This window comes from Vibrio sp. CDRSL-10 TSBA (assembly GCA_039696685.1).
Lineage (GTDB): Bacteria > Pseudomonadota > Gammaproteobacteria > Enterobacterales > Vibrionaceae > Vibrio.
Window position 1 is genome coordinate 219647 of the sequence record CP155566.1, and the last position, 25616, is coordinate 245262.

Genomic DNA, 25616 nt, shown 5'->3' on the forward strand with positions numbered 1-25616 from the left:
CGACTTACGAATCCTTTTTCTGGCGGTTGCGTGGCGGACGCGAACGACGCTGCGATTTACCACGGTTGTTATTGTTGCCTGAGCGAGAGCCGCCGGTGTTGGTACGGCGCTGCTGAGTAGAAACGCATGGTCAGCGGTTTTGGCAGATCAGTCAGCAGAGCTGCAGGATCGTATTCGGAAACCGGGATAGTGTGTTCAATGTACTCTTCAATGCCCGGCAGGTTAATTGCGTACTCTTCACAAGCAAAGCTGAGTGAGTTACCGCTTTCGCCAGCGCGACCGGTACGGCCGATACGGTGTACGTAGTCTTCACAGTCATCCGGCAGATCGTAGTTGAATACGTGGGTTACCTGCGGAATATGCAGACCACGGGCAGCCACGTCGGTAGCAACCAGTACATCCACTTCACCTTTGGTGAACTGAGCCAGAATACGCTCACGTTTTTTCTGCGGTACGTCGCCGGTCAGCAGACCAACACGGTGTCCGTCAGCAGCCAGGTGGCCCCAGATCTGTTCACAGCGGTGCTTGGTATTGGCGAAAATGATGGCGCGATCCGGCCACTCTTCTTCGATAAGTGTCTGCAGCAGCGACATTTTGTGCTCATTCGACGGATAGAACAGCTCTTCTTTAATGCGGTGTCCGGTTTTCTGGGTTGGTTCCACGACCACGTGTTCCGGATTGTGCATGTGTTCGAAGGCCAGCTCCTGCACACGGTAAGAGAGAGTTGCTGAGAACAGCATGTTGAGACGATCTTTGGCTTCCGGCATACGACGGAACAAGAAACGGATGTCTTTAATAAAGCCGAGATCGAACATACGGTCAGCTTCATCCAGCACGACAGCCTGAATCGCGTTCAGGTTAAACACGCGCTGTTTGTAGAAATCGATAATACGGCCGGTGGTGCCGATCAGAATGTCTACACCTTCCTGCAGTTTACCCAGCTGCTTATCGTAGCTTTCGCCGCCGTAGGCCAGACCGGCCTTAATCCCGGTACTTTCGACCAATGACTCAGCGTCGTTGTAAATCTGAATAGCCAGTTCACGCGTTGGCGCCATGATAATGGCACGCGGTTGCGTTGGCTGACGACCTTCAACAGGTGGTGTTTTCAGTAAATGGTGGAATGTAGCAGTAAGAAACGCGAGCGTTTTACCAGTGCCCGTTTGGGCCTGGCCTGCGATGTCTTGGCCGGCGAGCAGTACCGGCAACGCCGAAGCTTGGATCGGGGTGCAGTATTCAAACCCTTTTTTTTCCAATCCTTCAATGACTTGCGGATGTAAACCGAAGTCGGCGAACTTGTGCTCTGTGATATGCGTCTTTTTCATAGCCATAGAATATCAGCTTAGGCTTGCAATACGGAAGTAAATACATTCCAATAGAGCATCTATTTACTGGTTAGTATGCAACCAGTTCAGAAAAACACACTGGAGTGGAAGATGAGTGATAAAATTGTGCAGCTTTCTGACGATAGTTTTGAAGCAGATGTGATCAAAGCTGCAGGCCCTGTTCTTGTTGATTTTTGGGCAGAATGGTGTGGTCCTTGTAAGATGATTGCGCCTATTCTTGATGAAATCGCTGAAGAGTACGAAGGCAAACTCACTATCGGCAAACTGAACATTGACCACAACGCTGGTACACCACCTAAGTTCGGTATTCGTGGCATTCCAACGCTTCTGCTTTTCAAAGACGGCAGCGTTGCAGCAACTAAAGTTGGTGCGCTTTCTAAGACTCAGCTGAAAGAATTCTTAGACGCCAACCTGTAAAAACACGCCCCAAACCGTACATAGCAATATGTGCGGTTTTGTTTTTGGTAAAAAACATTTTCTAGACTAGGCTAATATTTAGTGCTAGTTTATCGCACGTTAATTAAACAAATGTTCACTTCTTGGTCAATCCTGAGACCAAATCCATCTTAACTTAAAAACAGATCCTATTTTGACTAAACAAGTATCCACCACAATGAATCTAACAGAATTGAAGAACAGACCTGTGTCTGATCTTGTGAAACTTGGTGAGAGTCTGGGCCTTGAAAACCTGGCGCGCCTGAGAAAACAAGACATCATTTTCGCCATCCTAAAAGCGCATGCGAAAAGTGGTGAAGATATTTTTGGTGACGGGGTCTTGGAAATTCTTCAAGACGGTTTTGGTTTCTTACGTAGTGCAGACAGCTCATATCTGGCCGGTCCTGACGACATTTATGTGTCACCAAGCCAGATCCGTCGCTTCAACCTGCGTACCGGTGACTCAATAGCTGGCAAAATCCGTCCGCCCAAAGAAGGCGAGCGTTACTTTGCACTGTTGAAAGTGAACACAGTTAACGACGACAAACCGGATAATGCCCGTAACAAGATCCTGTTCGAAAACTTAACGCCGCTGCACGCCAACGAAACGTATGGTGATGGAGCGTGGTAACGGTTCGACTGAAGACATCACCGCGCGCGTACTTGATCTGGCAGCGCCGATTGGTAAAGGTCAGCGTGGTCTGATTGTTGCTCCGCCAAAAGCGGGTAAAACCATGCTGCTGCAAAACATCGCGCAGAGCATTGCCAGCAATCACCCTGAATGTGTGCTGATGGTACTGCTGATTGATGAACGTCCGGAAGAAGTTACCGAGATGCAGCGTCTGGTTAAAGGTGAAGTAATTGCTTCGACCTTTGATGAACCAGCTTCTCGCCACGTACAAGTAGCAGAAATGGTGATTGAAAAAGCCAAGCGCCTGGTTGAACACAAGAAAGACGTGGTTATCCTGCTTGACTCTATCACTCGTCTGGCGCGTGCCTACAACACCGTTGTACCTTCATCAGGCAAAGTGCTGACTGGTGGTGTGGATGCTAACGCACTGCACCGTCCGAAGCGTTTCTTCGGTGCGGCCCGTAATGTTGAAGAGGGCGGCAGTCTGACTATCATCGCGACTGCGCTGGTGGATACTGGTTCGAAGATGGATGAAGTTATCTACGAAGAGTTCAAAGGTACAGGTAACATGGAACTGCACCTGAACCGTAAGATTGCAGAAAAACGTGTTTTCCCTGCTATCGACTTCAACCGTTCAGGTACCCGTCGTGAAGAGCTGCTGACCAAAACGGATGAGCTGCAGAAGATGTGGATCCTGCGTAAGATTGTGCACCCGATGGGTGAAACCGACGCGATGGAATTCCTCATCGACAAACTGGCGATGACCAAGACCAACGATGAATTCTTTGACGCCATGCGTCGTCAATAAGAATCAACAGGTTAAAAAAACACCACCCAATGGGTGGTGTTTTTGTTTGCATTCTGGCCTGTAAGCATTGACAATGGCTCGAATGTTAACAGGAGGTTGATATGCAACAAGGAATGTTGTGCACACTTCTCCTCACTCTTTCACTGATCATGATGCCCGCCCGGGCGGTGGAAATCTCCCCGCAGCAGCGCGAGCAGCTCCTCCAGGACAGCCAGTTACAACAGAAAGTGGCGGAACTGGTCGAAATGGCAGTGAAGGATGATGTCGATGCGCTGAATTTTGCTTTGCAACGGCTGGCTCTACCGCAACAGGAAGCGGTGCGCTATCTGCTCTTGCAGCATCTCGACCAGAGCCAACTGGCATTGACCCCTTATATGGTCAATTTTGTCGAGTCGCAGCGTCAGGCAGCTCCGGTCTATCAGACCATGGAGAAAGGAGAAGGCTACGAATTTTCGGTTCCGGCTTTTGATTACCCGAGTATTGCCAATCGGTTAATCAAGCAGTGGAATCAGGATCAGCGTGTGCTGGATTTGGTGTTTAAGGCCGAGCGCTATGAACTCAATTTACAGCAGTGGCTGTCCGGGCACGAGCATCTGATCCAGGCCAGAGAAGCGCTGCTGATGCGCGAACTGGGCAACTTATCTCCGCCCGCGGTCAAAGCTCTGACGGATCAGCTGACCCAGGCGGCTGTCACCAGCTGGTTACCCTCTTCCTCTCTTATGGTACGTCTGGCACAGGTCAGCGAAGATCCCCAGGTTTATAAACTGTTATGGTTGATGCGTTCAGATTTCTACATTGAGCAGGAACTGGAACGTCTCGCCCGTCTTGCCCGTCAGGGCGATGAGTTTGCCATCGGACAACTCATGGCGGCGGAAGGTAATCCACGCCTCAAATCCATCGCGCTGCAGGAGCTCGCGCGCCTGAATCCGATGAGTGATGACGTGAAAGCGTTTCTGGTGTCGCGTCTCGGCCGATCCGATGATGCACCGATAGTTGCGCAGGCTCTGGCCGAGCAGGGTTATCAATCGTGGCTTAAAGATCTGCTGGCCAATAACCGTGAGGTCAAGCGGCACGCTATCTTACAGGTCCTTTCCCAGTAACGAACGTGGCTAACTTGGGGCTACGGCGTACATCATGACGATGTTTATCATTATCCGTAACAGGAAAAGAGGGAGCGCAACTCCCTCTTTTTGTTATACTGCCTGCAGATTAACCAGCCATCAGAAGACCTATGAGTTTTAAGGATTTACGCGAATTTCTCGATCATCTCGAGCAGCATGGTCAGCTAAAACGTATTACTCACCCGATTGATCCCCACTATGAAATGACAGAGATCAGTGACCGCACGCTGCGTGCTGGCGGCCCGGCGCTGTTGTTTGAAAACCCGATTGGCAGCGATATTCCGGTTCTGACCAACCTGTTCGGCACACCGGAAAGGGTGGCGATTGGAATGGGACGCAGCCAGGCGAAAGAGCTGCGTGAAGTGGGTAAATTACTCGCCTATCTTAAAGAGCCGGAACCACCGCGTGGTTTTAAAGATGCTCTGGATAAGCTGCCGGTATTTAAGCAGGTACTCAATATGCCGGCCAAGCGTCTGCGTCAGGCGGCTTGTCAGCAGATTGTCTGGCAGGGGGATGAGGTTGATCTGGATAAGATTCCGGTCATGAGTTGCTGGGCTGATGATGTTGCGCCTTTGCTGACCTGGGGGCTTACGGTCACCCGTGGCCCGCACAAAAAGCGTCAGAACCTAGGTATCTATCGTCAGCAAAAAATTGCTAAGAACAAAATCATCATGCGCTGGCTGGCCCACCGTGGAGGTGCGCTTGATCTGCGTGACTGGATGGAAACCAACCCTGGTGAACCTTTCCCGGTTTCGGTAGCTTTTGGTGCCGACCCGGCCACGATTCTGGGCGCGGTTACACCTGTGCCGGATACCCTGTCTGAATATGCCTTTGCCGGTTTACTGCGTGGCAGTAAAACGGAAGTCGTCAAATCGGTCAGTAACGACCTGGAAGTTCCGGCCAGTGCTGAAATCGTGCTGGAAGGTTACATCGATCCGAACGAGTTTGCCGATGAAGGTCCGTATGGCGATCATACCGGTTACTATAATGAGGTCGAGCGTCACCGCGTGTTTACCGTCACCCATGTCACTATGCGCGAAAAGCCGATTTACCACAGTACCTACACCGGACGTCCGCCGGATGAGCCTGCAGTGCTGGGTGTGGCACTCAATGAAGTATTTGTGCCGATTCTGCAAAAGCAGTTTCCCGGAAATAGAGGACTTCTATCTGCCGCCGGAAGGATGTTCCTACCGTATGGCGGTCGTGACCATGAAGAAGCAGTATCCGGGTCATGCCAAACGGGTAATGATGGGAGTGTGGTCTTTCCTGCGTCAGTTTATGTATACCAAATATGTGATTGTGTGTGATGAGTCGGTCAATGCCCGTGATTGGGGGGAAGTGATTGCTGCCATGACTACCCATATGGATCCGGTGCGCGATACCCTGATGATTGAGCATACGCCAATCGATTCACTCGATTTCGCCTCACCTGTGGTCGGACTGGGTTCGAAAATGGGGATGGATGCAACGATTAAATGGGATGCTGAACTGGCGATGTCTCCATCCGTGACCGCGGCAGATAAAAGTGACATTCCGGCGGATGCATTACAGGTATTTAAACAGCAGCATCCACAAGTCATCGATATTCATCTTCCCGCCTCAGCGGATAATCGTTTCGTGCTGGTCTCTATGTATAAAGAGATGGCGGGGCAGTCCAGAGCGGTATTAGATGCGCTGCAAGCCTTTGTTGCTGATTATGTTGATGCCAAGTTTGTTGTACTGTGTGATGAAGACGTCAATATCCATGACTGGCATGACATTATCTGGGCCATTACTACCCGGATGGATCCGGCGCGTGATACGTTACGGATTCCGGCCTGGGACCAGCAGAGTTCGAAACTGTGCCTGGATGCCACCAACAAATATCCCGGTGAGGTTGAACGCGAGTGGGGGACGCCAATTAAAAAGGATCCTAAACTAGTAGCAAAAATCGACCAAATCTGGGACAAATTAGATATCCTATGACCTACACTGTACGTTTGCTTCCGAGTAATATTCAGTTTGAGGTAGAAAAAGGCCAGACGGTGTTGGACGCTGCACTCAACCAGCATATTTCGTTTCCGCACCGTTGCCAGGTAGGCGCCTGTGCAGCCTGCCTGTGCCGTAAAGTAGAAGGTGAGGTAAGTTACCATCTGGAGCCGATGCTGACCGAAAGGGAGCAAGCCGAAGGATGGGTATTTCCCTGTCAGGCCTTCGCTGAAAGTCATTTAGTACTTACTTTCGAGGAGTAGGTAAGAAGGAAGCTCATGACCATTAAATGTAAAGTAAAGTCTATCCAGCCATTAGCCAGCAACACTTTCCAAATCCTGCTGCACCCGGAAGCGCCGGTTGAGTTTAAAGCCGGCCAGTACCTGATGGTAGTAATGGGCGAGAAAGACAAGCGCCCGTTTTCGATTGCCAGCAGCCCGTGCCGCCATGAAGGTGAACTGGAACTGCATATCGGCGCGGCAGAACATAATGCCTACGCGCAGGATGTGGTGAACGCGATGCGTCAGGCGCTGGAAGAAAATAGTGACATCACAATTGATGCGCCGCACGGTGATGCTTGGGTAAAAGAAGACAGCGAGCGTCCTCTGCTGCTGATTGCCGGCGGTACCGGCTTTAGCTATGTTCGTTCTATTCTTGATCATTGTGTTGCCCAGAAGAAGACCAATTCTATCTATCTGTACTGGGGCGGCCGTGATGCGAGCCAGCTGTATGCTAAAGATGAACTGGCCCAAATTGCCGCTCAATATGACAATGTGCATTTTATTCCGGTAGTGGAACAAGCAGAAGCTAACTGGCAGGGCAAAGTGGGTAATGTGCTTCAGGCCATCAGTCAGGATTTCGAATCACTGGCTGATTACGATATCTATATCGCCGGTCGATTTGAGATGGCGGGCGCGGCAAGAGAGATGTTTACGCAGAACAAACAGGCGCTGAGTGAACGTATGTTTGCTGATGCGTACGCATTTATCTAACGGTTACTGCACATCAGATACAGAAAAGAGGGCTAAAATGCCCTCTTTTTCATCACTTCGATGCTTTATTCAGCGAATGGCCGTTTTTTTAAAGTTTTTTGCAAAAACCCCTTGCGCCATTTTAAAACCTCCCTATAATGCCGCCTCACTGACACGGCAGACGCCACAAGGCTTCAGCGCTGGTCAGCGAGGTAAAAAGCTTCTGAGAAATAAATTTGAAAAAGTGTTTGACTCTTCAAATTAACTCGCTAGAATGCACCTCCGCTTTGAGAGAAAAGCTTCTCGAAAAGCACGCTCTTTAACAATATAAACCTATCAATCTGTGTGGGCACTCGTTGATGATAATCGAAGATGATTCTAAAGAATCAACTTAGGTATCAATGAACTGAGTGACCAATCGATACTTCGGTATCGGCACAGTCAATTCATTATCGTTCTGTTGGAACGATAATAGCTTTGAATTACTAAGGTAATTTGAAGTCAGTATTCATTGAGCCGACAAAATCTTAAATTGAAGAGTTTGATCATGGCTCAGATTGAACGCTGGCGGCAGGCCTAACACATGCAAGTCGAGCGGCAGCGACTTAACTGAACCTTCGGGGAACGTTAAGGGCGGCGAGCGGCGGACGGGTGAGTAATGCCTGGGAAATTGCCCTGATGTGGGGGATAACCATTGGAAACGATGGCTAATACCGCATAATAGCTTCGGCTCAAAGAGGGGGACCTTTTAGGCCTCTCGCGTCAGGATATGCCCAGGTGGGATTAGCTAGTTGGTGAGGTAAGGGCTCACCAAGGCGACGATCCCTAGCTGGTCTGAGAGGATGATCAGCCACACTGGAACTGAGACACGGTCCAGACTCCTACGGGAGGCAGCAGTGGGGAATATTGCACAATGGGCGCAAGCCTGATGCAGCCATGCCGCGTGTATGAAGAAGGCCTTCGGGTTGTAAAGTACTTTCAGCAGTGAGGAAGGCGGGTGTGTTAATAGCGCATTCGTTTGACGTTAGCTGCAGAAGAAGCACCGGCTAACTCCGTGCCAGCAGCCGCGGTAATACGGAGGGTGCGAGCGTTAATCGGAATTACTGGGCGTAAAGCGCATGCAGGTGGTTTGTTAAGTCAGATGTGAAAGCCCGGGGCTCAACCTCGGAATTGCATTTGAAACTGGCAGGCTAGAGTACTGTAGAGGGGGGTAGAATTTCAGGTGTAGCGGTGAAATGCGTAGAGATCTGAAGGAATACCGGTGGCGAAGGCGGCCCCCTGGACAGATACTGACACTCAGATGCGAAAGCGTGGGGAGCAAACAGGATTAGATACCCTGGTAGTCCACGCCGTCAACGATGTCTACTTGGAGGTTGTGGCCTTGAGCCGTGGCTTTCGGAGCTAACGCGTTAAGTAGACCGCCTGGGGAGTACGGTCGCAAGATTAAAACTCAAATGAATTGACGGGGGCCCGCACAAGCGGTGGAGCATGTGGTTTAATTCGATGCAACGCGAAGAACCTTACCTACTCTTGACATCCTCAGAAGAGACTGGAGACAGTCTTGTGCCTTCGGGAACTGAGAGACAGGTGCTGCATGGCTGTCGTCAGCTCGTGTTGTGAAATGTTGGGTTAAGTCCCGCAACGAGCGCAACCCTTATCCTTGTTTGCCAGCGAGTAATGTCGGGAACTCCAGGGAGACTGCCGGTGATAAACCGGAGGAAGGTGGGGACGACGTCAAGTCATCATGGCCCTTACGAGTAGGGCTACACACGTGCTACAATGGCGCATACAGAGGGCGGCCAACTTGCGAAAGTGAGCGAATCCCAAAAAGTGCGTCGTAGTCCGGATTGGAGTCTGCAACTCGACTCCATGAAGTCGGAATCGCTAGTAATCGTGGATCAGAATGCCACGGTGAATACGTTCCCGGGCCTTGTACACACCGCCCGTCACACCATGGGAGTGGGCTGCAAAAGAAGCAGGTAGTTTAACCTTCGGGAGGACGCTTGCCACTTTGTGGTTCATGACTGGGGTGAAGTCGTAACAAGGTAGCGCTAGGGGAACCTGGCGCTGGATCACCTCCTTATACGAATGATTATTGCGATGAGTGTTCACACAGATTGATGGTTTATAAAAAAGAGATGATAACGAAGAGATTTTTGTTTAAATCGAGGCGCACAACTGGCGAGTGAAGGCGCATACATAAGTATGTAACTGAGCGAGAACAGGCAGTGCAACGAAGAGTTAAGCAAAAAGATCAAGTTAGACTGTGTCCCGTTCGTCTAGAGGCCTAGGACACCGCCCTTTCACGGCGGTAACAGGGGTTCGACTCCCCTACGGGATACCACTTTCGCTTTATACTGCGTTAAATTGTTCGTCGTGTATGATTATACACGTCCTCTCAATTTGCCTTGTCTAAAACGAAAGTCATCATCAAAGCGTTTTTATTAAGAACTCTTGAATGATGTTTATTCAACATCTGCTCTTTAACAATTTGGAAAGCTGACAAAACAAACTTTATTCCTTGTGAATAAGATTTGTTTGTAAAGTTCTCAATGTATTCCTTAGTGGAATACACCAACAACACATTCAAGTGTGCTTGGTAGAAACTTGTTTAACAAGTTTCAAAATTGAGTCCGGCAAAATCAAGTCTGCATCATGTTTAAATAATTGCAGACAAACTTGGTGACTTGTTCATCAACTCGAAACTCCTTCGGGTTGTATGGTTAAGTGACTAAGCGTACACGGTGGATGCCTTGGCAGTCAGAGGCGATGAAGGACGTACTAACTTGCGATAAGCCCAGATGAGACAGTAAGAGTCATTTGAGTCTGGGATTTCCGAATGGGGAAACCCACATGCATAAGCATGTATCATTAACTGAATACATAGGTTAATGAAGCGAACCGGGGGAACTGAAACATCTAAGTACCCCGAGGAAAAGAAATCAATTGAGATTCCGAAAGTAGCGGCGAGCGAAATTGGATTAGCCCTTAAGCTTTATATGCGTCAGGTGAAGGTTCTGGAAAGGACCGCGAAACAGGGTGATAGCCCCGTAACCGGCAGCGTATGTTCAGTGAAATCGAGTAGGGCGGGACACGTGTTATCCTGTCTGAACATGGGGGGACCATCCTCCAAGGCTAAATACTCCTGACTGACCGATAGTGAACCAGTACCGTGAGGGAAAGGCGAAAAGAACCCCTGTGAGGGGAGTGAAATAGAACCTGAAACCGTGTACGTACAAGCAGTAGGAGCACCTTCGTGGTGTGACTGCGTACCTTTTGTATAATGGGTCAGCGACTTATATTCAGTGGCAAGGTTAACCATTTAGGGGAGCCGTAGGGAAACCGAGTCTTAACTGGGCGTTCAGTCTCTGGATATAGACCCGAAACCGGGTGATCTAGCCATGGGCAGGTTGAAGATTGAGTAACATCAATTGGAGGACCGAACCGACTAATGTTGAAAAATTAGCGGATGACTTGTGGCTAGGGGTGAAAGGCCAATCAAACTCGGAGATAGCTGGTTCTCCCCGAAAGCTATTTAGGTAGCGCCTCGGACGAATACTACTGGGGGTAGAGCACTGTTAAGGCTAGGGGGTCATCCCGACTTACCAACCCTTTGCAAACTCCGAATACCAGTAAGTACTATCCGGGAGACACACGGCGGGTGCTAACGTCCGTCGTGGAGAGGGAAACAACCCAGACCGCCAGCTAAGGTCCCAAATTACAGCTAAGTGGGAAACGATGTGGGAAGGCTCAGACAGCTAGGATGTTGGCTTAGAAGCAGCCATCATTTAAAGAAAGCGTAATAGCTCACTAGTCGAGTCGGCCTGCGCGGAAGATGTAACGGGGCTAAGCTGTAAACCGAAGCTGCGGCAATGCGATTTATCGTATTGGGTAGGGGAGCGTTCTGTAAGCCGTTGAAGGTGAACTGTAAGGTTTGCTGGAGGTATCAGAAGTGCGAATGCTGACATGAGTAACGATAAAGGGGGTGAAAAACCTCCTCGCCGGAAGACCAAGGGTTCCTGTCCAACGTTAATCGGGGCAGGGTAAGTCGACCCCTAAGGCGAGGCCGAAAGGCGTAGTCGATGGGAAACGGGTTAATATTCCCGTACTTCTTACAATTGCGATGGGGGGACGGAGAAGGCTAGGTGGGCCTGGCGACGGTTGTCCAGGTTCAAGTGCGTAGGCTTGAGAGTTAGGTAAATCCGGCTCTCTTTAAGGCTGAGACACGATGTCGAGCCGCTACGGCGGTGAAGTCATTGATGCCATGCTTCCAGGAAAAGCCTCTAAGCTTCAGATTGTAAGGAATCGTACCCCAAACCGACACAGGTGGTCGGGTAGAGAATACCAAGGCGCTTGAGAGAACTCGGGTGAAGGAACTAGGCAAAATGGTACCGTAACTTCGGGAGAAGGTACGCTCTTGACGGTGAAGTCCCTCGCGGATGGAGCTATTGAGAGTCGCAGATACCAGGTGGCTGCAACTGTTTATTAAAAACACAGCACTGTGCAAAATCGTAAGATGACGTATACGGTGTGACGCCTGCCCGGTGCCGGAAGGTTAATTGATGGGGTTAGACTTCGGTCGAAGCTCTTGATCGAAGCCCCGGTAAACGGCGGCCGTAACTATAACGGTCCTAAGGTAGCGAAATTCCTTGTCGGGTAAGTTCCGACCTGCACGAATGGCGTAATGATGGCCACGCTGTCTCCACCCGAGACTCAGTGAAATTGAAATCGCTGTGAAGATGCAGTGTACCCGCGGCTAGACGGAAAGACCCCGTGAACCTTTACTACAGCTTGGCACTGAACATTGAACCTACATGTGTAGGATAGGTGGGAGGCTTTGAAGACGTGACGCCAGTTGCGTTGGAGCCGTCCTTGAAATACCACCCTTGTATGTTTGATGTTCTAACTCTGGACCGTTATCCGGTTCGAGGACAGTGCCTGGTGGGTAGTTTGACTGGGGCGGTCTCCTCCCAAAGAGTAACGGAGGAGCACGAAGGTGGGCTAATCACGGTTGGACATCGTGAGGTTAGTGCAATGGCATAAGCCCGCTTGACTGCGAGAATGACAATTCGAGCAGGTGCGAAAGCAGGTCATAGTGATCCGGTGGTTCTGAATGGAAGGGCCATCGCTCAACGGATAAAAGGTACTCCGGGGATAACAGGCTGATACCGCCCAAGAGTTCATATCGACGGCGGTGTTTGGCACCTCGATGTCGGCTCATCACATCCTGGGGCTGAAGTCGGTCCCAAGGGTATGGCTGTTCGCCATTTAAAGTGGTACGCGAGCTGGGTTTAGAACGTCGTGAGACAGTTCGGTCCCTATCTGCCGTGGGCGTTGGAAGATTGAAGGGGGCTGCTCCTAGTACGAGAGGACCGGAGTGGACGAACCTCTGGTGTTCGGGTTGTGTCGCCAGACGCATTGCCCGGTAGCTAAGTTCGGAATCGATAACCGCTGAAAGCATCTAAGCGGGAAGCGAGCCCTGAGATGAGTCTTCCCTGATACTTTAAGTGTCCTAAAGGGTTGTTCGAGACTAGAACGTTGATAGGCAGGGTGTGTAAGCGTTGTGAGGCGTTGAGCTAACCTGTACTAATTGCCCGTGAGGCTTAACCATACAACACCCAAGGGGTTTTGATTGGACTCAATGCAAGTACATTGAATGTGTATGAGAACTTAAACAGCTTTCCAGATTTTAAAATTTTGCTTGGCGACCATAGCGTTTTGGACCCACCTGATTCCATTCCGAACTCAGAAGTGAAACGAAACAGCGTCGATGGTAGTGTGGGGCTTCCCCATGTGAGAGTAGAACATCGCCAGGCTTTAATTTCTTGCTTCAGATTGGCCACTTTTAAGGAATAACCTGAAAGCAAAAACGAGAAAAGACTTGATAGTCTGACCAATGCGGAGCGGTAGTTCAGTTGGTTAGAATACCGGCCTGTCACGCCGGGGGTCGCGGGTTCGAGTCCCGTCCGCTCCGCCACTTATTTACAAAAACCCAGTCTTACGACTGGGTTTTTTGTTTTCTGGGGTAGGCAGTTTTTCGCCCTTCGGCCGAACGAGTCCCGGACGTGCGCGTCTCCGATGGGGCGCCAGCCCGGCCGTCCGCCACTTCCTTATACCAATCGCACTAATTTTATGATCTAATATCAGCTTCAATAGGAGCTGATATGACGACCCCTGACTTCCCAAAACTTATTCGTGAAACATCCGATGCTAGGATGCGTACGAGACTTCTTGCTATATCTCATTTCGTGGATGGAAAAAGCCGCACTCAGATCGCCAAATATTTAAAAGCCAGCCGTACCAGTATCAATAATACCAATCGTACTAATTTTATGATCTAATATCAGCTTCAATAGGAGCTGATATGACGACCCCTGACTTCCCAAAACTTATTCGTGAAACATCCGATGCTAGGATGCGTACGAGACTTCTTGCTATATCTCATTTCGTGGATGGAAAAAGCCGCACTCAGATCGCCAAATATTTAAAAGCCAGCCGTACCAGTATCAATAACTGGGTTGCGGCTTATTTAAAGAATGGTGTTGAAGGCTTGGTAGAAAAGCAGCATACAGGCCGTCCTCCACGACTGACTGAAGACCAGCTATCTCAGTTAAAGCTGTACATCACTTCCAATGCGATTAAGCCTGAAGGTGGAAGACTACAGGGGACAGATATTATTGAATTCATCCATGAGGAATTTGGCCTATCGTACAGCTTATCAGGCATCTATAAGATATTGAGAAAACTTGATTTAGTTTGGATAACAACGCGTTCAAAGCACCCAAAGCAATCTGCAGAAGCGCAAGAAGCTTTTAAAAAAATTCCCAATAGAAACGATCCTTAAGATCCCAGGACATGTTGCTTTAAAAGACGTTCAAATCTGGTTTCAAGATGAAGCCAGATTTGGCCAGCGCAACACAACAACCCGAATATGGGCAGAAAAAGGGACTCGTCCCAGAGCGGTACAACAACAGCAATTTGAGTATGCGTACCTATTTGGAGCGGTGTGCATTAATACCGGAGAAACTGAAGCTATTGTTGTTCCGATGAGCAACATGGAAGCAATGAAAGAGCAACTCAGGCTCATTTCTCAATCAACACCCGCAGACAAACATGCTGTCGTCATCATGGATCAAGCCAGTTGGCATCAAAGTTATCTTGCTGATTCATTCAAGAAACCTGACTGTCATTCATATACCGCCCTATTCACCGGAACTCAACCCAATAGAGCAGGTATGGAGTTGGTTACGTCAGAACGAAATAGCCAATAGGTGTTTTGAATGTTACGACGATATTGTCGACAAGCTGTGTAGTGCTTGGAATCGTTTTTGTGCAGACAAAAGCAGAGTCATTTCGCTCTGCTTTAGAGATTGGACTATATTGACCAGTTAATTAGTGTGATTGGTATTATCTATATCAGTCAATATCGAGACCAGAATATCTTGTATATTCTCAGGTTATTGATTTTAAGTTCTAGACCCTAGACCCTAGACCCTAGACCCTAGACCCTAGACCCTAGACCCTTACAAAAAAGCCCCGGCACTAGGCCAGGGCTGTTTATTACGTGATATGCAGGTGCAGGTTAGAGAATCTGCTTCAGTACCCGGTCTGCTTTGAGGCGCATAATCTTACGGATCAGGCGTTGGACCGGCTCTGGGTAGTTTTCCATCTTCTCGATCTGCTTATAGGTACACACCAGCTGAGTATGTTGCAGGATGTTTTCAATCTCCTGCTCAAAGCGCTCATTCAGGTGATGGTGATCATCGGTGATCAGCAGAGCGTTCTCCAGATCCAGCTTCCACGCACGTGGATTGAGGTTATTCCCGGTCAGCAGCATATAACGTTTATCGATCCAGATCCCTTTGAGGTGGAAGCTGTTATCACCGTCTTTCCACAGGTGAATCGACAGGTTACGGCTGGCGATATTGGCCTCGTTCAGCTTGGCAAAGCGGCGCAGGTTAAGTTCATACAGATAAGGCAGACCACCGATGGTCTTGAACCCTTGCTCTGGCGGAATGTAAAAGTCATTCGCGGTTTTATCACCCACCACGATATGTACCTTCACGCCACGACGAATCGCTTTACGTACCTCTTTCGCCACTCCGCGCGGGAAATTGAAGTAAGGGGTACAAATGAAGATTTCTTCTTTCGCCTGAGCGATGAGCTGCACTATGTACTGATTCAGGCGGTTGCGGCGTTTACCGATACCAACCAGTGGCGTTACGCCAATCTGCTGTTCTGAGACTGTTTCCGGCTCAAATTCGTAGCTTGCCTGGGTTAGCGAAGCACGGAACTGACGAATATCGGTTTTAATCTCTTTGGTGCTTGGTTTACTGTTGCATGCCAAATCATTGACTGCAGGGTGTTCCAACATCTGTTGCTGGATAAACTTCACCATGCTGTCAGCCAGGGTTTTGTTTTCGAACGTATGGTAGCGGTCAAAACGATAACGCTCTTTCTTGTTCAGATAGACGTTATTCAGGCTGGCACCACTGTAGATCACCTCATCATCAATGATGAAGCCCTTGAGGTGCAGAACACCGAACACTTCTCTGCCCCGCACCGGAATACCGTAGACCGGGATACAGTGGTCATATTGCTGTTTGAAAGACTTGTACATCGCCGCATTACCTTCTGAGGTCGCGGCACCTATCAGGCCACGTTGGGCGCGATGCCAGTCTACACAAATACTGATTTGCAACCCGGGGTTGCGCTGCTTCGCTTCATACAGCTCAGTGAGAATTTCACGTCCAGCCTCGTCGTCCTCAAGGTAGAGAGCCACGATATAAATGCGTTTGCTCGCCTGACGAATCGACTCAATCAGATGAGTACGAAATTCCTCGGCTGAGAACAAAATACCAAACTTATCCGGATCTTGCGCAATAGTGGGTAGCTGTTCGAATGGATTTCTACGAGCAATCATAGGGATGCTTTACCTTACGTATGTGCAAAATTGCGATCAGAGCATATTACCAAAAGTGAATGAACAATGGCTAGGAAAGAGGACAATTCTTACCTGAACTCTGGAATGAATTGCATTGGAATGAGATCTTTACCACTCGCACTGTAACGCTGGAACAGACCGAGCAGCGCGGCCGGCAACTGGCTGGAATCAATGGTTTTAAACGCGGCTTGCTGATAGAAACGCTCAAGATGTGAGTATGCAAAACAGTAATCCTTGTCCTGTAGTACGTTCTGCTGACAATAACTCAGCAGCTGAGAGCCTATCTTGTCACCGCGCAGGCTGCTGTCTACGACCATGCCGGTCAGCAAACGGTACTGGGCAACCTGACGAAAGCGTACGATGGCTTTCATGCCCTGTTCAGTGTAGCCGCCGATCATCAGTTCATCGCTTTTTGGCTTGGTGCCCGGGTAGTGCTGTTTGTAAAAACGCTTTACCAGAGGCAACTTTATCGGGTCTATGTGTTCAAAGTGCAGAGTCGGCATTTGTATCTGTCTTAAAAGTGCATCTGTTGTAGAATGACCCAAGTTTAGTTTATCCAAAGAATCCCATGCAATTACATCTCGACGCGAATTTAAAGCCGTACCATACCTTCGCCATCGATCAGTCTTGTCGATCTCTGGCTGTGATTGAGTCGGTTCAGGACCTGATTTCCATTTATCAAACCGAGCAGTGGCAACACACGCCAAAACTGATGCTGGGTAAGGGGAGTAATATTCTGTTTACTGCGCCTTATCAGGGCCTGGTAATGGTGAACCAGTTATCCGGCATCGACCACACTCAGGATGCTGAGTTTCATTACCTGCATGTCCATGGCGGTGAAGACTGGCCGCAATTGGTGGCCTGGTGTATGGAGCAGGGGGTGTACGGACTGGAAAATCTGGCTTTGATTCCGGGCTGTGCCGGTTCGGCGCCGATTCAGAATATTGGCGCTTATGGGGTCGAATTTAAGGATGTGTGTGATTACGTCGATTACTTATGTCTGGATACCCTGACGGTACAACGTCTGACCGCTGAACAGTGTCAGTTCGGTTATCGTGACTCTATTTTCAAGCACGGTTTATATAACAAGGCGATTGTGGTGGCTGTCGGACTTAAGCTGGCCAAGAATTGGCAGCCGGTCTCTTCCTATGGTCCGCTGAGAGCGCTGGCGCAGCCCTGCAGTGCTGAAGCGATATACCAGTGTGTGTGTCAGACCCGGCTCGATAAACTGCCGGACCCACGTGAAGTCGGTAATGCTGGCAGCTTTTTCAAAAACCCGGTGATAAGCCAGGCACAATATGAGCAGTTGGTGGCTGAATTTCCCCACATGGTGGCTTATCCGGTCAGTGACGGCATGAAAATCGCGGCCGGTTGGCTTATCGACAGTGCCGGCCTCAAAGGCACTCGTGTCGGTGGTGCTCAGGTACACAGTAAACAGGCTTTGGTGCTGATTAATGCGGATAAAGCCACTGCGCGGGATGTGATTGAACTGGCGGCATTGGTTCGTCAGAGTGTACAGGACAAATATGGCATTACCCTGGAGCATGAAGTGCGCTTTATCGGCGTACAAGGGGAGACCAACCTAACTGAAATACTGGAGCAAGCGTAGTGAAAGAGCATAGTGTAAAGCTGACGTTATTGAAGACCCTGTCAGATGGCGCTTTTCATTCCGGCGAATCATTGGGTGAGCAGCTTGGTATGAGCCGTGCGGCCATCAGTAAACATATCCAGGGGATCCAGGAGTGGGGCGTGGATGTCTTCCGGGTGCAGGGCAAAGGCTATCAGCTGGCCCAGCCGCTGATGATGCTGGAAGAAGCGGCTATTCAGGCGCAGGTCAGTAATCCGGTTGAGTTGCATCCTATCATCGGATCAACCAATCAGCATTTGATCGATAATCTCGACAATATCGCCTCCGGTACTGTGTGTCTGGCAGAGTATCAGGCCAGCGGTCGTGGTCGTCGCGGACGGCAGTGGATTTCTCCGTTTGGCTCTAACCTCTACTTTTCCATGTACTGGCGTCTGGAAGCCGGTATGGCCGCCGCAATGGGGCTGAGCCTGGTGGTCGGCGTGGCCGTAGTCGAAGCACTGGAAAACATGGGCTTTGATGGGGTGAAGCTCAAGTGGCCGAATGATTTGTACTATCAGGATCGTAAACTGGCCGGAATTCTGGTTGAGATGTCCGGACAGGCCGGCGGTGCCGCCCATCTGGTTATCGGTATGGGTATGAATCTGATTATGCAGGATCGTGAATCGGCTATCGATCAGCCCTGGGTCAGTTTAGCTGAGGTGATCGGTCAGGATCGTATTGATCGCAACCAATTAGCGATCGCTTTTATTCAGGCATTGGATAAGGCGCTGCGTGAATATGAGCTGCATGGTATGCAGGACTTCGTTGAACGCTGGAACCGCCTGGATAACTTCATCGGCCGTAAAGTGAAGCTGATTATGGGTAATAATGAGATCTGCGGTATTGAACGCGGCATCGATGTACACGGTGGTGTGCTGCTGGAAACCGAACAAGGTCTGAAAAGTTATGTCGGTGGTGAAATATCACTGCGTAAAGGTGAGTAGTCCCGCTTGGTCATAAGCGCGTGGTCTGGCGAGTATAAACCGGACAAGTTAAAAAAAAAAGAGGCATCAGCCTCTTTTTTGTTTATCCGGCGTAAGCAGACTCCGTTTGCTCACCTGGCTTTACTTACCGGGCATTACTTACGCAGCAGTACCCGTTCGACGGTGTGGTCGATACTTTTACGCAGGATGAGCTGGGCGCGCTCTTTGGTTGGCAGAATGTTTTCTTGCAGGTTTTTACCGTTGATGCTGTGCCAAATCTCTTTCGCCTTGCTGATCGCTTCCTCTTCACTCAACTGGGTGTAGTGACTGAAATAAGAGCCGGGCTTGGTAAAGGCACCCTGGCGGAACTTCATAAAGCGCTCGATGTACCATTTTTCAATCATGCTGCTGTCAGCATCGACATAGATTGAAAAGTCGAGAAAATCAGAGATAAAGACCCGATGCGGATCATGCGGGTAATCCATACCGCTTTGCAGCACGTTCAACCCTTCAATCAACAGCACATCAGGGCGGTCAACCACCTTTTGTTCATCGGTGATGTCATAGGTCAGATGGGAATAGACCGGAGCTGCCACATGCGGTGTGCCGGCTTTGACATCGGAAACAAACTGCACCAGGCGGCGCATATCATAAGACTCGGGAAACCCTTTCTTATGCATGATACCGCGGTCTTTGAGAACCTGGTTCGGGTACAGGAAGCCATCAGTGGTGATCAGTTCGACCTTGGCGTGATTGTCCCAGCGTGACAGCAGCGCTTTCAGCAGACGGGCGGTAGTACTTTTGCCTACCGCGACACTGCCGGCGATGCCGATGACAAAAGGAGGTGCTTTCTCGGTATTGCTTAAAAACTGATTCAGCACTGAGTTGCGGCTTTGCCTGGCGGCGACATACAGGTTTAACAGCCTCGCCAGCGGGAGGTAGATCTCGACCGCTTCTTGAATCGTGAGGCTTTCGTTAATGCCTTGCAGCTCTTGCAGGTCCGCTTCCGACAACGTCATAGGTACAGAATTACGTAACTCTGCCCACTGATGACGAGCAAAAGATAAGTACGGGCTCATAAAATGCTCAATCGTATAATTAGAATAAGAGAGGGGAACATACAATATGGTGCTGATAAAGCAAATGAGAAAGATGGCATAATTAGCGATTGGCCGGAATTTTGAATGAAAAACCATCGAATAAACAAAAACGTGGCAATTTTTGATTTTTTTTGAGTTTAAGGGTTGCAAGGTGAGAAATCATTCAATAGAATGCGCCCCACTTATGCCGACTTAGCTCAGTAGGTAGAGCAACTGACTTGTAATCAGTAGGTCACCAGTTCGATTCCGGTAGTCGGCACCATTTTCTCCTCAAGCCAGGCTTGATGGTAGTGAAAATGGCGAAAAAATTTGGAGGGGTTCCCGAGTGGCCAAAGGGAGCAGACTGTAAATCTGCCGGCTCCGCCTTCGATGGTTCGAATCCGTCCCCCTCCACCATATTCTTAAGGAAATAGCTCTCAGAGTTACGTGTTGCGGGCATCGTATAATGGCTATTACCTCAGCCTTCCAAGCTGATGATGCGGGTTCGATTCCCGCTGCCCGCTCCACTCATTTAAGAGTGCTGATATAGCTCAGTCGGTAGAGCGCATCCTTGGTAAGGATGAGGTCGGCAGTTCGATTCTGCCTATCAGCACCAGCTCTAAGCAAAACTTTCCTTTTGATATATACTTTACTACCGGTAATTTTTGGTTGCGTGGTCATTAATTAAAGCCACCTATATCCGTACCTAGAGGGACAACTCATGTCTAAAGAAAAATTTGAACGTACGAAACCGCACGTAAACGTTGGTACTATCGGCCACGTTGACCACGGTAAAACAACTCTAACAGCAGCTATCTGTACTACACTGGCGAAAGTGTACGGCGGTGCAGCTCGTGACTTCGCGTCAATCGACAACGCTCCAGAAGAGCGTGAGCGTGGTATCACAATCTCTACTTCACACGTAGAGTACGACACTCCAACTCGTCACTACGCACACGTAGACTGCCCAGGACACGCTGACTATGTTAAAAACATGATCACCGGTGCTGCACAGATGGACGGTGGTATCCTAGTTGTTGCTGCGACAGATGGTCCAATGCCACAAACTCGTGAGCACATCCTGCTAGGCCGTCAGGTTGGTATCCCTTACATCATCGTATTCATGAACAAATGTGACATGGTTGATGATGAAGAGCTGCTAGAACTAGTAGAAATGGAAGTTCGTGAACTTCTTTCTGAATACGATTTCCCAGGTGATGACCTACCAGTTATCCAAGGTTCTGCACTAGGCGCACTAAACGGCGAAGAGCAGTGGGAAGCGAAAATCGTTGAACTGGCAGAAGCACTGGACAGCTACATCCCAGAGCCAGAGCGTGCAGTAGACATGCCGTTCCTGATGCCAATCGAAGACGTATTCTCAATCCAAGGTCGTGGTACAGTAGTAACTGGCCGTATCGAGCGCGGTATCCTGAAAGTAGGTGATGAAGTTGCAATCGTTGGTATCCACGACACAACAACTACTACTTGTACAGGTGTTGAAATGTTCCGTAAACTGCTAGACGAAGGTCGTGCAGGTGAGAACGTTGGTGCACTTCTACGTGGTACTAAGCGTGATGAAGTAGAACGTGGTCAAGTACTAGCTAAACCAGGTTCAATCACTCCACACACTAAGTTCGAATCAGAAGTATACGTACTGTCTAAAGATGAAGGTGGTCGTCACACTCCATTCTTCAAAGGCTACCGTCCACAGTTCTACTTCCGTACAACTGACGTAACTGGTAACATCGAGCTACCAGAAGGCGTAGAAATGGTAATGCCAGGCGACAACATCCAGATGACTGTTGATCTGATCGCTCCAATCGCGATGGACGAAGGTCTGCGTTTCGCGATTCGTGAAGGCGGCCGTACAGTAGGTGCTGGTGTTGTAGCGAAAATCTTTGCTTAATCTTTCGATTAGTGAAGAATGATTTGACTACACAGTAGTAAAGAGGGCATCATTTGATGCCCTTTTTCTGCGCTGTAACTTTTTGTGTCGATTTATTAGTCGATCACGAGCAAGGAATTCTGGGACTGAGACTATGTGCTTGGTCTGAGCGCTCAATCAACACGTGATGTGTTTTTTGAATGGATTTGCCCTGCAACAGCGGGGCGGTTGTCGTCTATAGTAAGACTTGTGACAGGTTGGTTTATGAAAGCAAACAATGCTGAGACTCCTGATAGCTCAAGTGCTGCAGATACGTTTAAGTGGCTAGTCACTTTTGTTCTGCTGGCCGCTGCTGTTGTGGGTAATTACCTGTATGGTGAATTGTCTGTAGTGATTCGCGCTGCAGGTGTGATTGTGCTGATTGCAGCTGCGCTTGGCGTAGCAGCGACCACCGCAAAAGGTAAAGCTGCGATTATTTTTGCACGCGAATCGCGTATGGAAGTTCGTAAGGTTGTCTGGCCAACGCGTCAGGAATCGATGCAAACCACGTTGATCGTGTTAGCTGTAAGTATTGTAATGGCTCTGGTGCTTTGGGGCATTGACGGCATTATGGTTCGTCTTGTTGCCTTTGCAACCGGAGTATAGAGGGTTTAATACATGAGTGAAGCTCCAAAAAAACGCTGGTATGTAGTTCAAGCCTTCTCAGGGTTTGAAGGTCGTGTCGCTCAGTCGCTACGCGAACATATCAAAATGCATAGCATGGAAGAGCTGTTCGGCGAAGTTCTGGTTCCAACTGAAGAAGTTGTTGAGATGCGCGCGGGTCAACGCCGCAAGAGCGAGCGTAAATTCTTCCCTGGCTATGTGCTGGTGCAAATGATCATGAATGATGAATCATGGCACCTGGTTCGTAGTGTTCCTCGTGTTATGGGCTTCATTGGTGGTACCTCTGATCGTCCAGCACCTATCACTGATAAAGAAGCGGATGCGATTCTGAACCGTCTTGAGAAAGCGAGCGAAGCGCCGCGTCCTAAGACTATGTTCGAAGCCGGTGAAGTGGTACGTGTTAACGAAGGTCCATTTGCTGACTTCAACGGTACTGTTGAAGAAGTGGATTACGAGAAGAGCCGCCTGAAAGTGTCTGTATCGATCTTCGGTCGTGCAACACCAGTTGAGCTTGAATTTGGTCAAGTTGAAAAACTTGATTAAAAAAACACCTTTTTAGGCTTGTTTAAGGCGCGAAATCTGACTATAATTTCGCGCCTTTTTATTGGTCTTTAACTGTTTTAAAGGCCAGTAGAATTAAGACAGTAAACGGGGAGCTGATCGATTGGTTAGCGTTTGAACCCATAATTTAGGAAATATCATGGCTAAGAAAGTTGAAGCTTATATCAAGCTGCAAGTTGCAGCGGGTATGGCTAACCCAAGTCCACCAGTTGGTCCTGCTCTAGGTCAACGTGGTGTGAACATCATGGAATTCTGTAAAGCGTTCAACGCAAAAACAGAATCTGTTGAGAAAGGTCTACCAATCCCAGTTGTTATCACTGTATACAGCGACCGTTTCTTTCACGTTCGAAACTAAGACTCCACCTGCAGCAGTTCTTCTGAAGAAAGCAGCAGGCATCAAGTCTGGTTCTGGTCGTCCAAACACTGAAAAAGTGGGTACCATCACTGACGCTCAAATCCAAGAAATCGCAGAAACTAAAGCTGCTGACATGACTGGTGCTGATGTTGAAGCAATGAAGCGTTCTATCGCGGGTACTGCTCGTTCAATGGGCCTAGTGGTAGAGGGTTAATATAATGGCAAAACTAACTAAGCGCATGCGTACTATCCGCGAAAAAGTGGATGTAACTAAAGAGTACGAAATCAACGAAGCAGTTGCTCTTCTGAAAGAACTGGCTACTGCAAAATTCGTAGAATCTGTTGACGTTGCTGTTAACCTGGGCATCGACGCTCGTAAATCTGACCAAAACGTTCGCGGTGCAACTGTACTGCCACACGGTACTGGTCGTGAAGTACGTGTTGCTGTATTTACTCAAGGTGCAAACGCTGAAGCTGCTAAAGAAGCTGGCGCTGACCTGGTAGGTATGGAAGAGCTTGCTGACCAAGTTAAGAAAGGCGAGATGAACTTCGACGTAGTTATCGCATCTCCAGATGCAATGCGCGTTGTAGGTCAACTGGGTACTATCCTTGGTCCACGCGGCCTGATGCCAAACCCTAAAGTTGGTACTGTAACTCCTAACGTTGCTGAAGCGGTTAAGAACGCTAAAGCAGGTCAGGTTCGTTACCGTAACGACAAGAACGGCATCATCCACACCACTATCGGTAAGGTGTCTTTCGACGCAGAACAACTGAAAGAGAACCTAGAAGCTCTGCTAGTTGCTCTGAAGAAAGCAAAACCTTCTTCAGCGAAAGGTACTTTCCTGAAGAAAGTAAGCATCTCTACTACTATGGGTGCTGGTGTTGCAGTTGATCAGGCTACCCTGAACGCTCAAGCATAATGCATTTGCTTAGGTGCGAAATTAGTGTATAATTTCGCGCCTAATATTTGTGGTTGGGGCTGAACTTTGGTTCTTTGAATTCTTCGGAATTCAGTGTGAATTAAGACCCAGTCTCCGTCCAAGACCGTAGGCGTTATCCCCGGATAACTTAATGCAACCTACGTAGATGGTGCCCGAACTGACAGAAAGCTCTAATTTTATTAGTTACCTTTCTTCTGGGAATGCACCTATTAAGCTCTCACTGTTGTGATAATAGTGAGTGGTGTAACAACAACCAGGAGTAATCCAAGATGGCTTTAAATCTTCAAGACAAAAAAGCAATTGTCGCTGAAGTCAACGAAGCGGCCAGTGGTGCACTTTCTGCAGTTGTAGCTGACTCTCGTGGTGTACAAGTTGCTGCGATGACAACTCTGCGTAAACAAGCTCGTGAAGCTGGTGTTTACCTGAAAGTTGTTCGTAACACACTTGCACGTCGTGCAGTAGAAGGCACAGCTTACGAATGTCTTCAAGACGTATTCGTAGGTCCTACTTTGATCGGTTTCTCTAACGAGCACCCAGGTGCTGCAGCGCGTCTTTTCAAAGACTTCGCTAAAGAGAACAAAGAATTCGAGATCAAAGCGGCTGCATATGAAGGCGCAGTTACTGACGTTGAAGTACTAGCGACGCTACCAACTTACGACGAAGCAATTGCACGTCTGATGATGTGCATGAAAGAAGCTTCTGCTGGCAAGCTGGTTCGCACTATCGCTGCTGTCCGCGACCAAAAAGAAGCAGAAGCGGCTTAATAGCCTTGCTTTTTACTGGTTGCTAAATAAACTTATTGTTGACTTAAAAGAGAATTGTTATGTCTATTACTAACGAGCAAATCCTAGACGCAGTTGCAGAAATGTCTGTAATGCAAGTTGTTGAACTGATCACTGCAATGGAAGAAAAATTCGGTGTTACTGCTGCTGCTGCTGTTGTAGCTGGCGGTGCTGCTGCAGGCGAAGCTGCTGCTGAGCAAACTGAATTCGACGTTGTTCTGACTGCTGCTGGCGCAAACAAAGTTGCTGTTATCAAAGCAGTACGTGGCGCAACTGGCCTAGGTCTGAAAGAAGCTAAAGCTCTAGTTGACGGTGCTCCAGCACCTCTGAAAGAAGCAGTTTCTAAAGACGAAGCTGAAGCACTGAAGAAAGAGCTTGAAGAAGCTGGTGCAACTGTTGAAGTTAAGTAATAATTACTTAATTTCTTAGCCGTAAGGCTAATGGCTGGTGGTTTATTGACCACCGGCCTTTTTGCGCTGTAGGGTATGAGCGAATTTTCCCGCTGTTTAAGCGTTTCATATCCATGCAAAAAACGCCTCATTCTTTCGTAATGAGACGTCACTACAGTAAACAGCTATC

The 25616-nt window shown here is 48.9% G+C and carries 15 protein-coding genes, 6 tRNA genes, 3 rRNA genes and 6 pseudogenes; 26 read left to right on the forward strand and 4 right to left on the reverse strand.

Going from position 1 to position 25616, the window contains the following annotated elements:
• Positions 1 to 4: 4 nt before the first annotated feature.
• Positions 5 to 1322 (reverse strand): annotated as a pseudogene (gene rhlB / locus ABDK09_08355) (ATP-dependent RNA helicase RhlB).
• Between the two features lie 111 nt (positions 1323 to 1433).
• On the opposite strand from rhlB, the gene trxA reads away from it, so the two are divergent.
• The 13 genes and pseudogenes from trxA (at position 1434) to ABDK09_08420 (ending at position 14669) form a co-directional block, all read left to right on the forward strand.
• Positions 1434 to 1760: a thioredoxin TrxA gene (trxA, locus tag ABDK09_08360; GenBank protein XAW89687.1), complete on the forward strand. Its 327-nt coding sequence runs from the start codon at positions 1434 to 1436 to the stop codon at positions 1758 to 1760.
• Between the two features lie 196 nt (positions 1761 to 1956).
• Positions 1957 to 3217: pseudogene (gene rho, locus ABDK09_08365) on the forward strand (transcription termination factor Rho).
• Positions 3218 to 3318: 101 nt separating this feature from the next.
• Positions 3319 to 4317 carry a hypothetical protein gene (locus ABDK09_08370; protein ID XAW89688.1) on the forward strand — a complete coding sequence of 333 codons (999 nt, stop codon included), beginning with the start codon at positions 3319 to 3321 and terminating at the stop codon, positions 4315 to 4317.
• 131 nt (positions 4318 to 4448) lie between these two features.
• A pseudogene (gene ubiD / locus ABDK09_08375) lies at positions 4449 to 6303 on the forward strand (4-hydroxy-3-polyprenylbenzoate decarboxylase).
• Positions 6300 to 6569: a 2Fe-2S iron-sulfur cluster-binding protein gene (locus ABDK09_08380; GenBank protein ID XAW89689.1), complete on the forward strand. Its 270-nt coding sequence runs from the start codon at positions 6300 to 6302 to the stop codon at positions 6567 to 6569. The pseudogene ubiD and the gene ABDK09_08380 overlap by 4 nt, the downstream one beginning before the upstream one ends.
• 15 nt (positions 6570 to 6584) lie before the next feature.
• Complete coding sequence (gene fre, locus ABDK09_08385; protein ID XAW89690.1) at positions 6585 to 7298, forward strand: NAD(P)H-flavin reductase; 714 nt, start codon at positions 6585 to 6587, stop codon at positions 7296 to 7298.
• A gap of 508 nt (positions 7299 to 7806) precedes the next feature.
• Positions 7807 to 9360 (forward strand): 16S ribosomal RNA (locus ABDK09_08390).
• Positions 9361 to 9545: 185 nt separating this feature from the next.
• Positions 9546 to 9621 (forward strand) — tRNA-Glu (locus ABDK09_08395).
• A 377-nt stretch (positions 9622 to 9998) separates the two neighbouring features.
• Positions 9999 to 12888: ribosomal RNA gene (locus ABDK09_08400) — 23S ribosomal RNA — on the forward strand.
• A gap of 89 nt (positions 12889 to 12977) precedes the next feature.
• A 5S ribosomal RNA gene (gene rrf / locus ABDK09_08405) occupies positions 12978 to 13093 on the forward strand.
• The 16S, 23S and 5S rRNA genes sit together here with 2 tRNA genes alongside, the layout of an rRNA operon.
• An 84-nt stretch (positions 13094 to 13177) precedes the next feature.
• Positions 13178 to 13254 (forward strand) — tRNA-Asp (locus tag ABDK09_08410).
• 187 nt (positions 13255 to 13441) lie between these two features.
• Positions 13442 to 13588: pseudogene (locus ABDK09_08415) on the forward strand (IS630 family transposase).
• Between the two features lie 53 nt (positions 13589 to 13641).
• A pseudogene (locus ABDK09_08420) lies at positions 13642 to 14669 on the forward strand (IS630 family transposase).
• 190 nt (positions 14670 to 14859) lie between these two features.
• Here ABDK09_08420 and pssA read toward each other — a convergent pair.
• Together pssA and ABDK09_08430 are read right to left on the reverse strand one after the other, a co-directional pair.
• Positions 14860 to 16200, reverse strand: a complete 1341-nt coding sequence (pssA, locus tag ABDK09_08425) for a CDP-diacylglycerol--serine O-phosphatidyltransferase (GenBank protein ID XAW89691.1) — start codon at positions 16198 to 16200, stop codon at positions 14860 to 14862.
• An 89-nt stretch (positions 16201 to 16289) separates the two neighbouring features.
• Positions 16290 to 16724: a GNAT family N-acetyltransferase gene (locus ABDK09_08430; GenBank protein ID XAW89692.1), complete on the reverse strand. Its 435-nt coding sequence runs from the start codon at positions 16722 to 16724 to the stop codon at positions 16290 to 16292.
• Positions 16725 to 16789: 65 nt separating this feature from the next.
• On the opposite strand from ABDK09_08430, the gene murB reads away from it, so the two are divergent.
• Positions 16790 to 17830, forward strand: a complete 1041-nt coding sequence (gene murB, locus ABDK09_08435) for a UDP-N-acetylmuramate dehydrogenase (protein ID XAW89693.1) — start codon at positions 16790 to 16792, stop codon at positions 17828 to 17830.
• Positions 17830 to 18792, forward strand: a complete 963-nt coding sequence (gene birA / locus ABDK09_08440; protein XAW89694.1) for a bifunctional biotin--[acetyl-CoA-carboxylase] ligase/biotin operon repressor BirA — start codon at positions 17830 to 17832, stop codon at positions 18790 to 18792. The genes murB and birA overlap by 1 nt, the downstream gene beginning before the upstream one ends.
• Before the next feature lie 134 nt (positions 18793 to 18926).
• On the opposite strand, the gene coaA is transcribed toward birA, so the two are convergent.
• Positions 18927 to 19850: a type I pantothenate kinase gene (gene coaA / locus ABDK09_08445; GenBank protein XAW89695.1), complete on the reverse strand. Its 924-nt coding sequence runs from the start codon at positions 19848 to 19850 to the stop codon at positions 18927 to 18929.
• Between the two features lie 207 nt (positions 19851 to 20057).
• Here coaA and ABDK09_08450 point away from each other — a divergent pair.
• The 11 genes and pseudogenes from ABDK09_08450 (at position 20058) to rplL (ending at position 25447) form a co-directional block, all read left to right on the forward strand.
• Positions 20058 to 20133: transfer RNA gene (locus tag ABDK09_08450), tRNA-Thr, on the forward strand.
• A 49-nt stretch (positions 20134 to 20182) separates the two neighbouring features.
• Positions 20183 to 20267 (forward strand) — tRNA-Tyr (locus tag ABDK09_08455).
• Between the two features lie 35 nt (positions 20268 to 20302).
• Positions 20303 to 20377, forward strand: a tRNA-Gly gene (locus ABDK09_08460).
• A 13-nt stretch (positions 20378 to 20390) separates the two neighbouring features.
• A tRNA-Thr gene (locus ABDK09_08465) sits at positions 20391 to 20466 on the forward strand.
• Positions 20467 to 20571: 105 nt separating this feature from the next.
• Positions 20572 to 21756 carry an elongation factor Tu gene (tuf, locus tag ABDK09_08470; protein ID XAW89696.1) on the forward strand — a complete coding sequence of 395 codons (1185 nt, stop codon included), beginning with the start codon at positions 20572 to 20574 and terminating at the stop codon, positions 21754 to 21756.
• A 243-nt stretch (positions 21757 to 21999) separates the two neighbouring features.
• The gene (gene secE / locus ABDK09_08475) at positions 22000 to 22380 is read left to right on the forward strand and encodes a preprotein translocase subunit SecE (GenBank protein XAW89697.1); all 381 of its coding nucleotides are present in this window, start codon (positions 22000 to 22002) and stop codon (positions 22378 to 22380) included.
• Positions 22381 to 22392: 12 nt separating this feature from the next.
• Positions 22393 to 22941 (forward strand): transcription termination/antitermination protein NusG, encoded by a 549-nt coding sequence (nusG, locus tag ABDK09_08480; GenBank protein ID XAW89698.1) that lies wholly within the window; start codon positions 22393 to 22395, stop codon positions 22939 to 22941.
• Between the two features lie 157 nt (positions 22942 to 23098).
• A pseudogene (gene rplK, locus ABDK09_08485) lies at positions 23099 to 23528 on the forward strand (50S ribosomal protein L11).
• Between the two features lie 4 nt (positions 23529 to 23532).
• The gene (gene rplA, locus ABDK09_08490) at positions 23533 to 24234 is read left to right on the forward strand and encodes a 50S ribosomal protein L1 (protein XAW89699.1); all 702 of its coding nucleotides are present in this window, start codon (positions 23533 to 23535) and stop codon (positions 24232 to 24234) included.
• Positions 24235 to 24524: 290 nt separating this feature from the next.
• The gene (gene rplJ, locus ABDK09_08495; GenBank protein ID XAW89700.1) at positions 24525 to 25019 is read left to right on the forward strand and encodes a 50S ribosomal protein L10; all 495 of its coding nucleotides are present in this window, start codon (positions 24525 to 24527) and stop codon (positions 25017 to 25019) included.
• 59 nt (positions 25020 to 25078) lie between these two features.
• Positions 25079 to 25447 (forward strand): 50S ribosomal protein L7/L12, encoded by a 369-nt coding sequence (gene rplL, locus ABDK09_08500; protein XAW89701.1) that lies wholly within the window; start codon positions 25079 to 25081, stop codon positions 25445 to 25447.
• Positions 25448 to 25616 lie beyond the last annotated feature (169 nt).

Coding starts and splice junctions, on each gene's coding strand:
- rplL (XAW89701.1), top strand. CDS start 25,079: ATGTCTATTACTAACGAGCAAATCCTAGACGCAGTTGCAGAAATGTCT.
- coaA (XAW89695.1), bottom strand. CDS start 19,850: ATGAGCCCGTACTTATCTTTTGCTCGTCATCAGTGGGCAGAGTTACGT.
- nusG (XAW89698.1), top strand. CDS start 22,393: ATGAGTGAAGCTCCAAAAAAACGCTGGTATGTAGTTCAAGCCTTCTCA.
- tuf (XAW89696.1), top strand. CDS start 20,572: ATGTCTAAAGAAAAATTTGAACGTACGAAACCGCACGTAAACGTTGGT.
- ABDK09_08430 (XAW89692.1), bottom strand. CDS start 16,724: ATGCCGACTCTGCACTTTGAACACATAGACCCGATAAAGTTGCCTCTG.
- pssA (XAW89691.1), bottom strand. CDS start 16,200: ATGATTGCTCGTAGAAATCCATTCGAACAGCTACCCACTATTGCGCAA.
- trxA (XAW89687.1), top strand. CDS start 1,434: ATGAGTGATAAAATTGTGCAGCTTTCTGACGATAGTTTTGAAGCAGAT.
- ABDK09_08370 (XAW89688.1), top strand. CDS start 3,319: ATGCAACAAGGAATGTTGTGCACACTTCTCCTCACTCTTTCACTGATC.
- rplJ (XAW89700.1), top strand. CDS start 24,525: ATGGCTTTAAATCTTCAAGACAAAAAAGCAATTGTCGCTGAAGTCAAC.
- fre (XAW89690.1), top strand. CDS start 6,585: ATGACCATTAAATGTAAAGTAAAGTCTATCCAGCCATTAGCCAGCAAC.
- ABDK09_08380 (XAW89689.1), top strand. CDS start 6,300: ATGACCTACACTGTACGTTTGCTTCCGAGTAATATTCAGTTTGAGGTA.
- secE (XAW89697.1), top strand. CDS start 22,000: ATGAAAGCAAACAATGCTGAGACTCCTGATAGCTCAAGTGCTGCAGAT.
- murB (XAW89693.1), top strand. CDS start 16,790: ATGCAATTACATCTCGACGCGAATTTAAAGCCGTACCATACCTTCGCC.
- rplA (XAW89699.1), top strand. CDS start 23,533: ATGGCAAAACTAACTAAGCGCATGCGTACTATCCGCGAAAAAGTGGAT.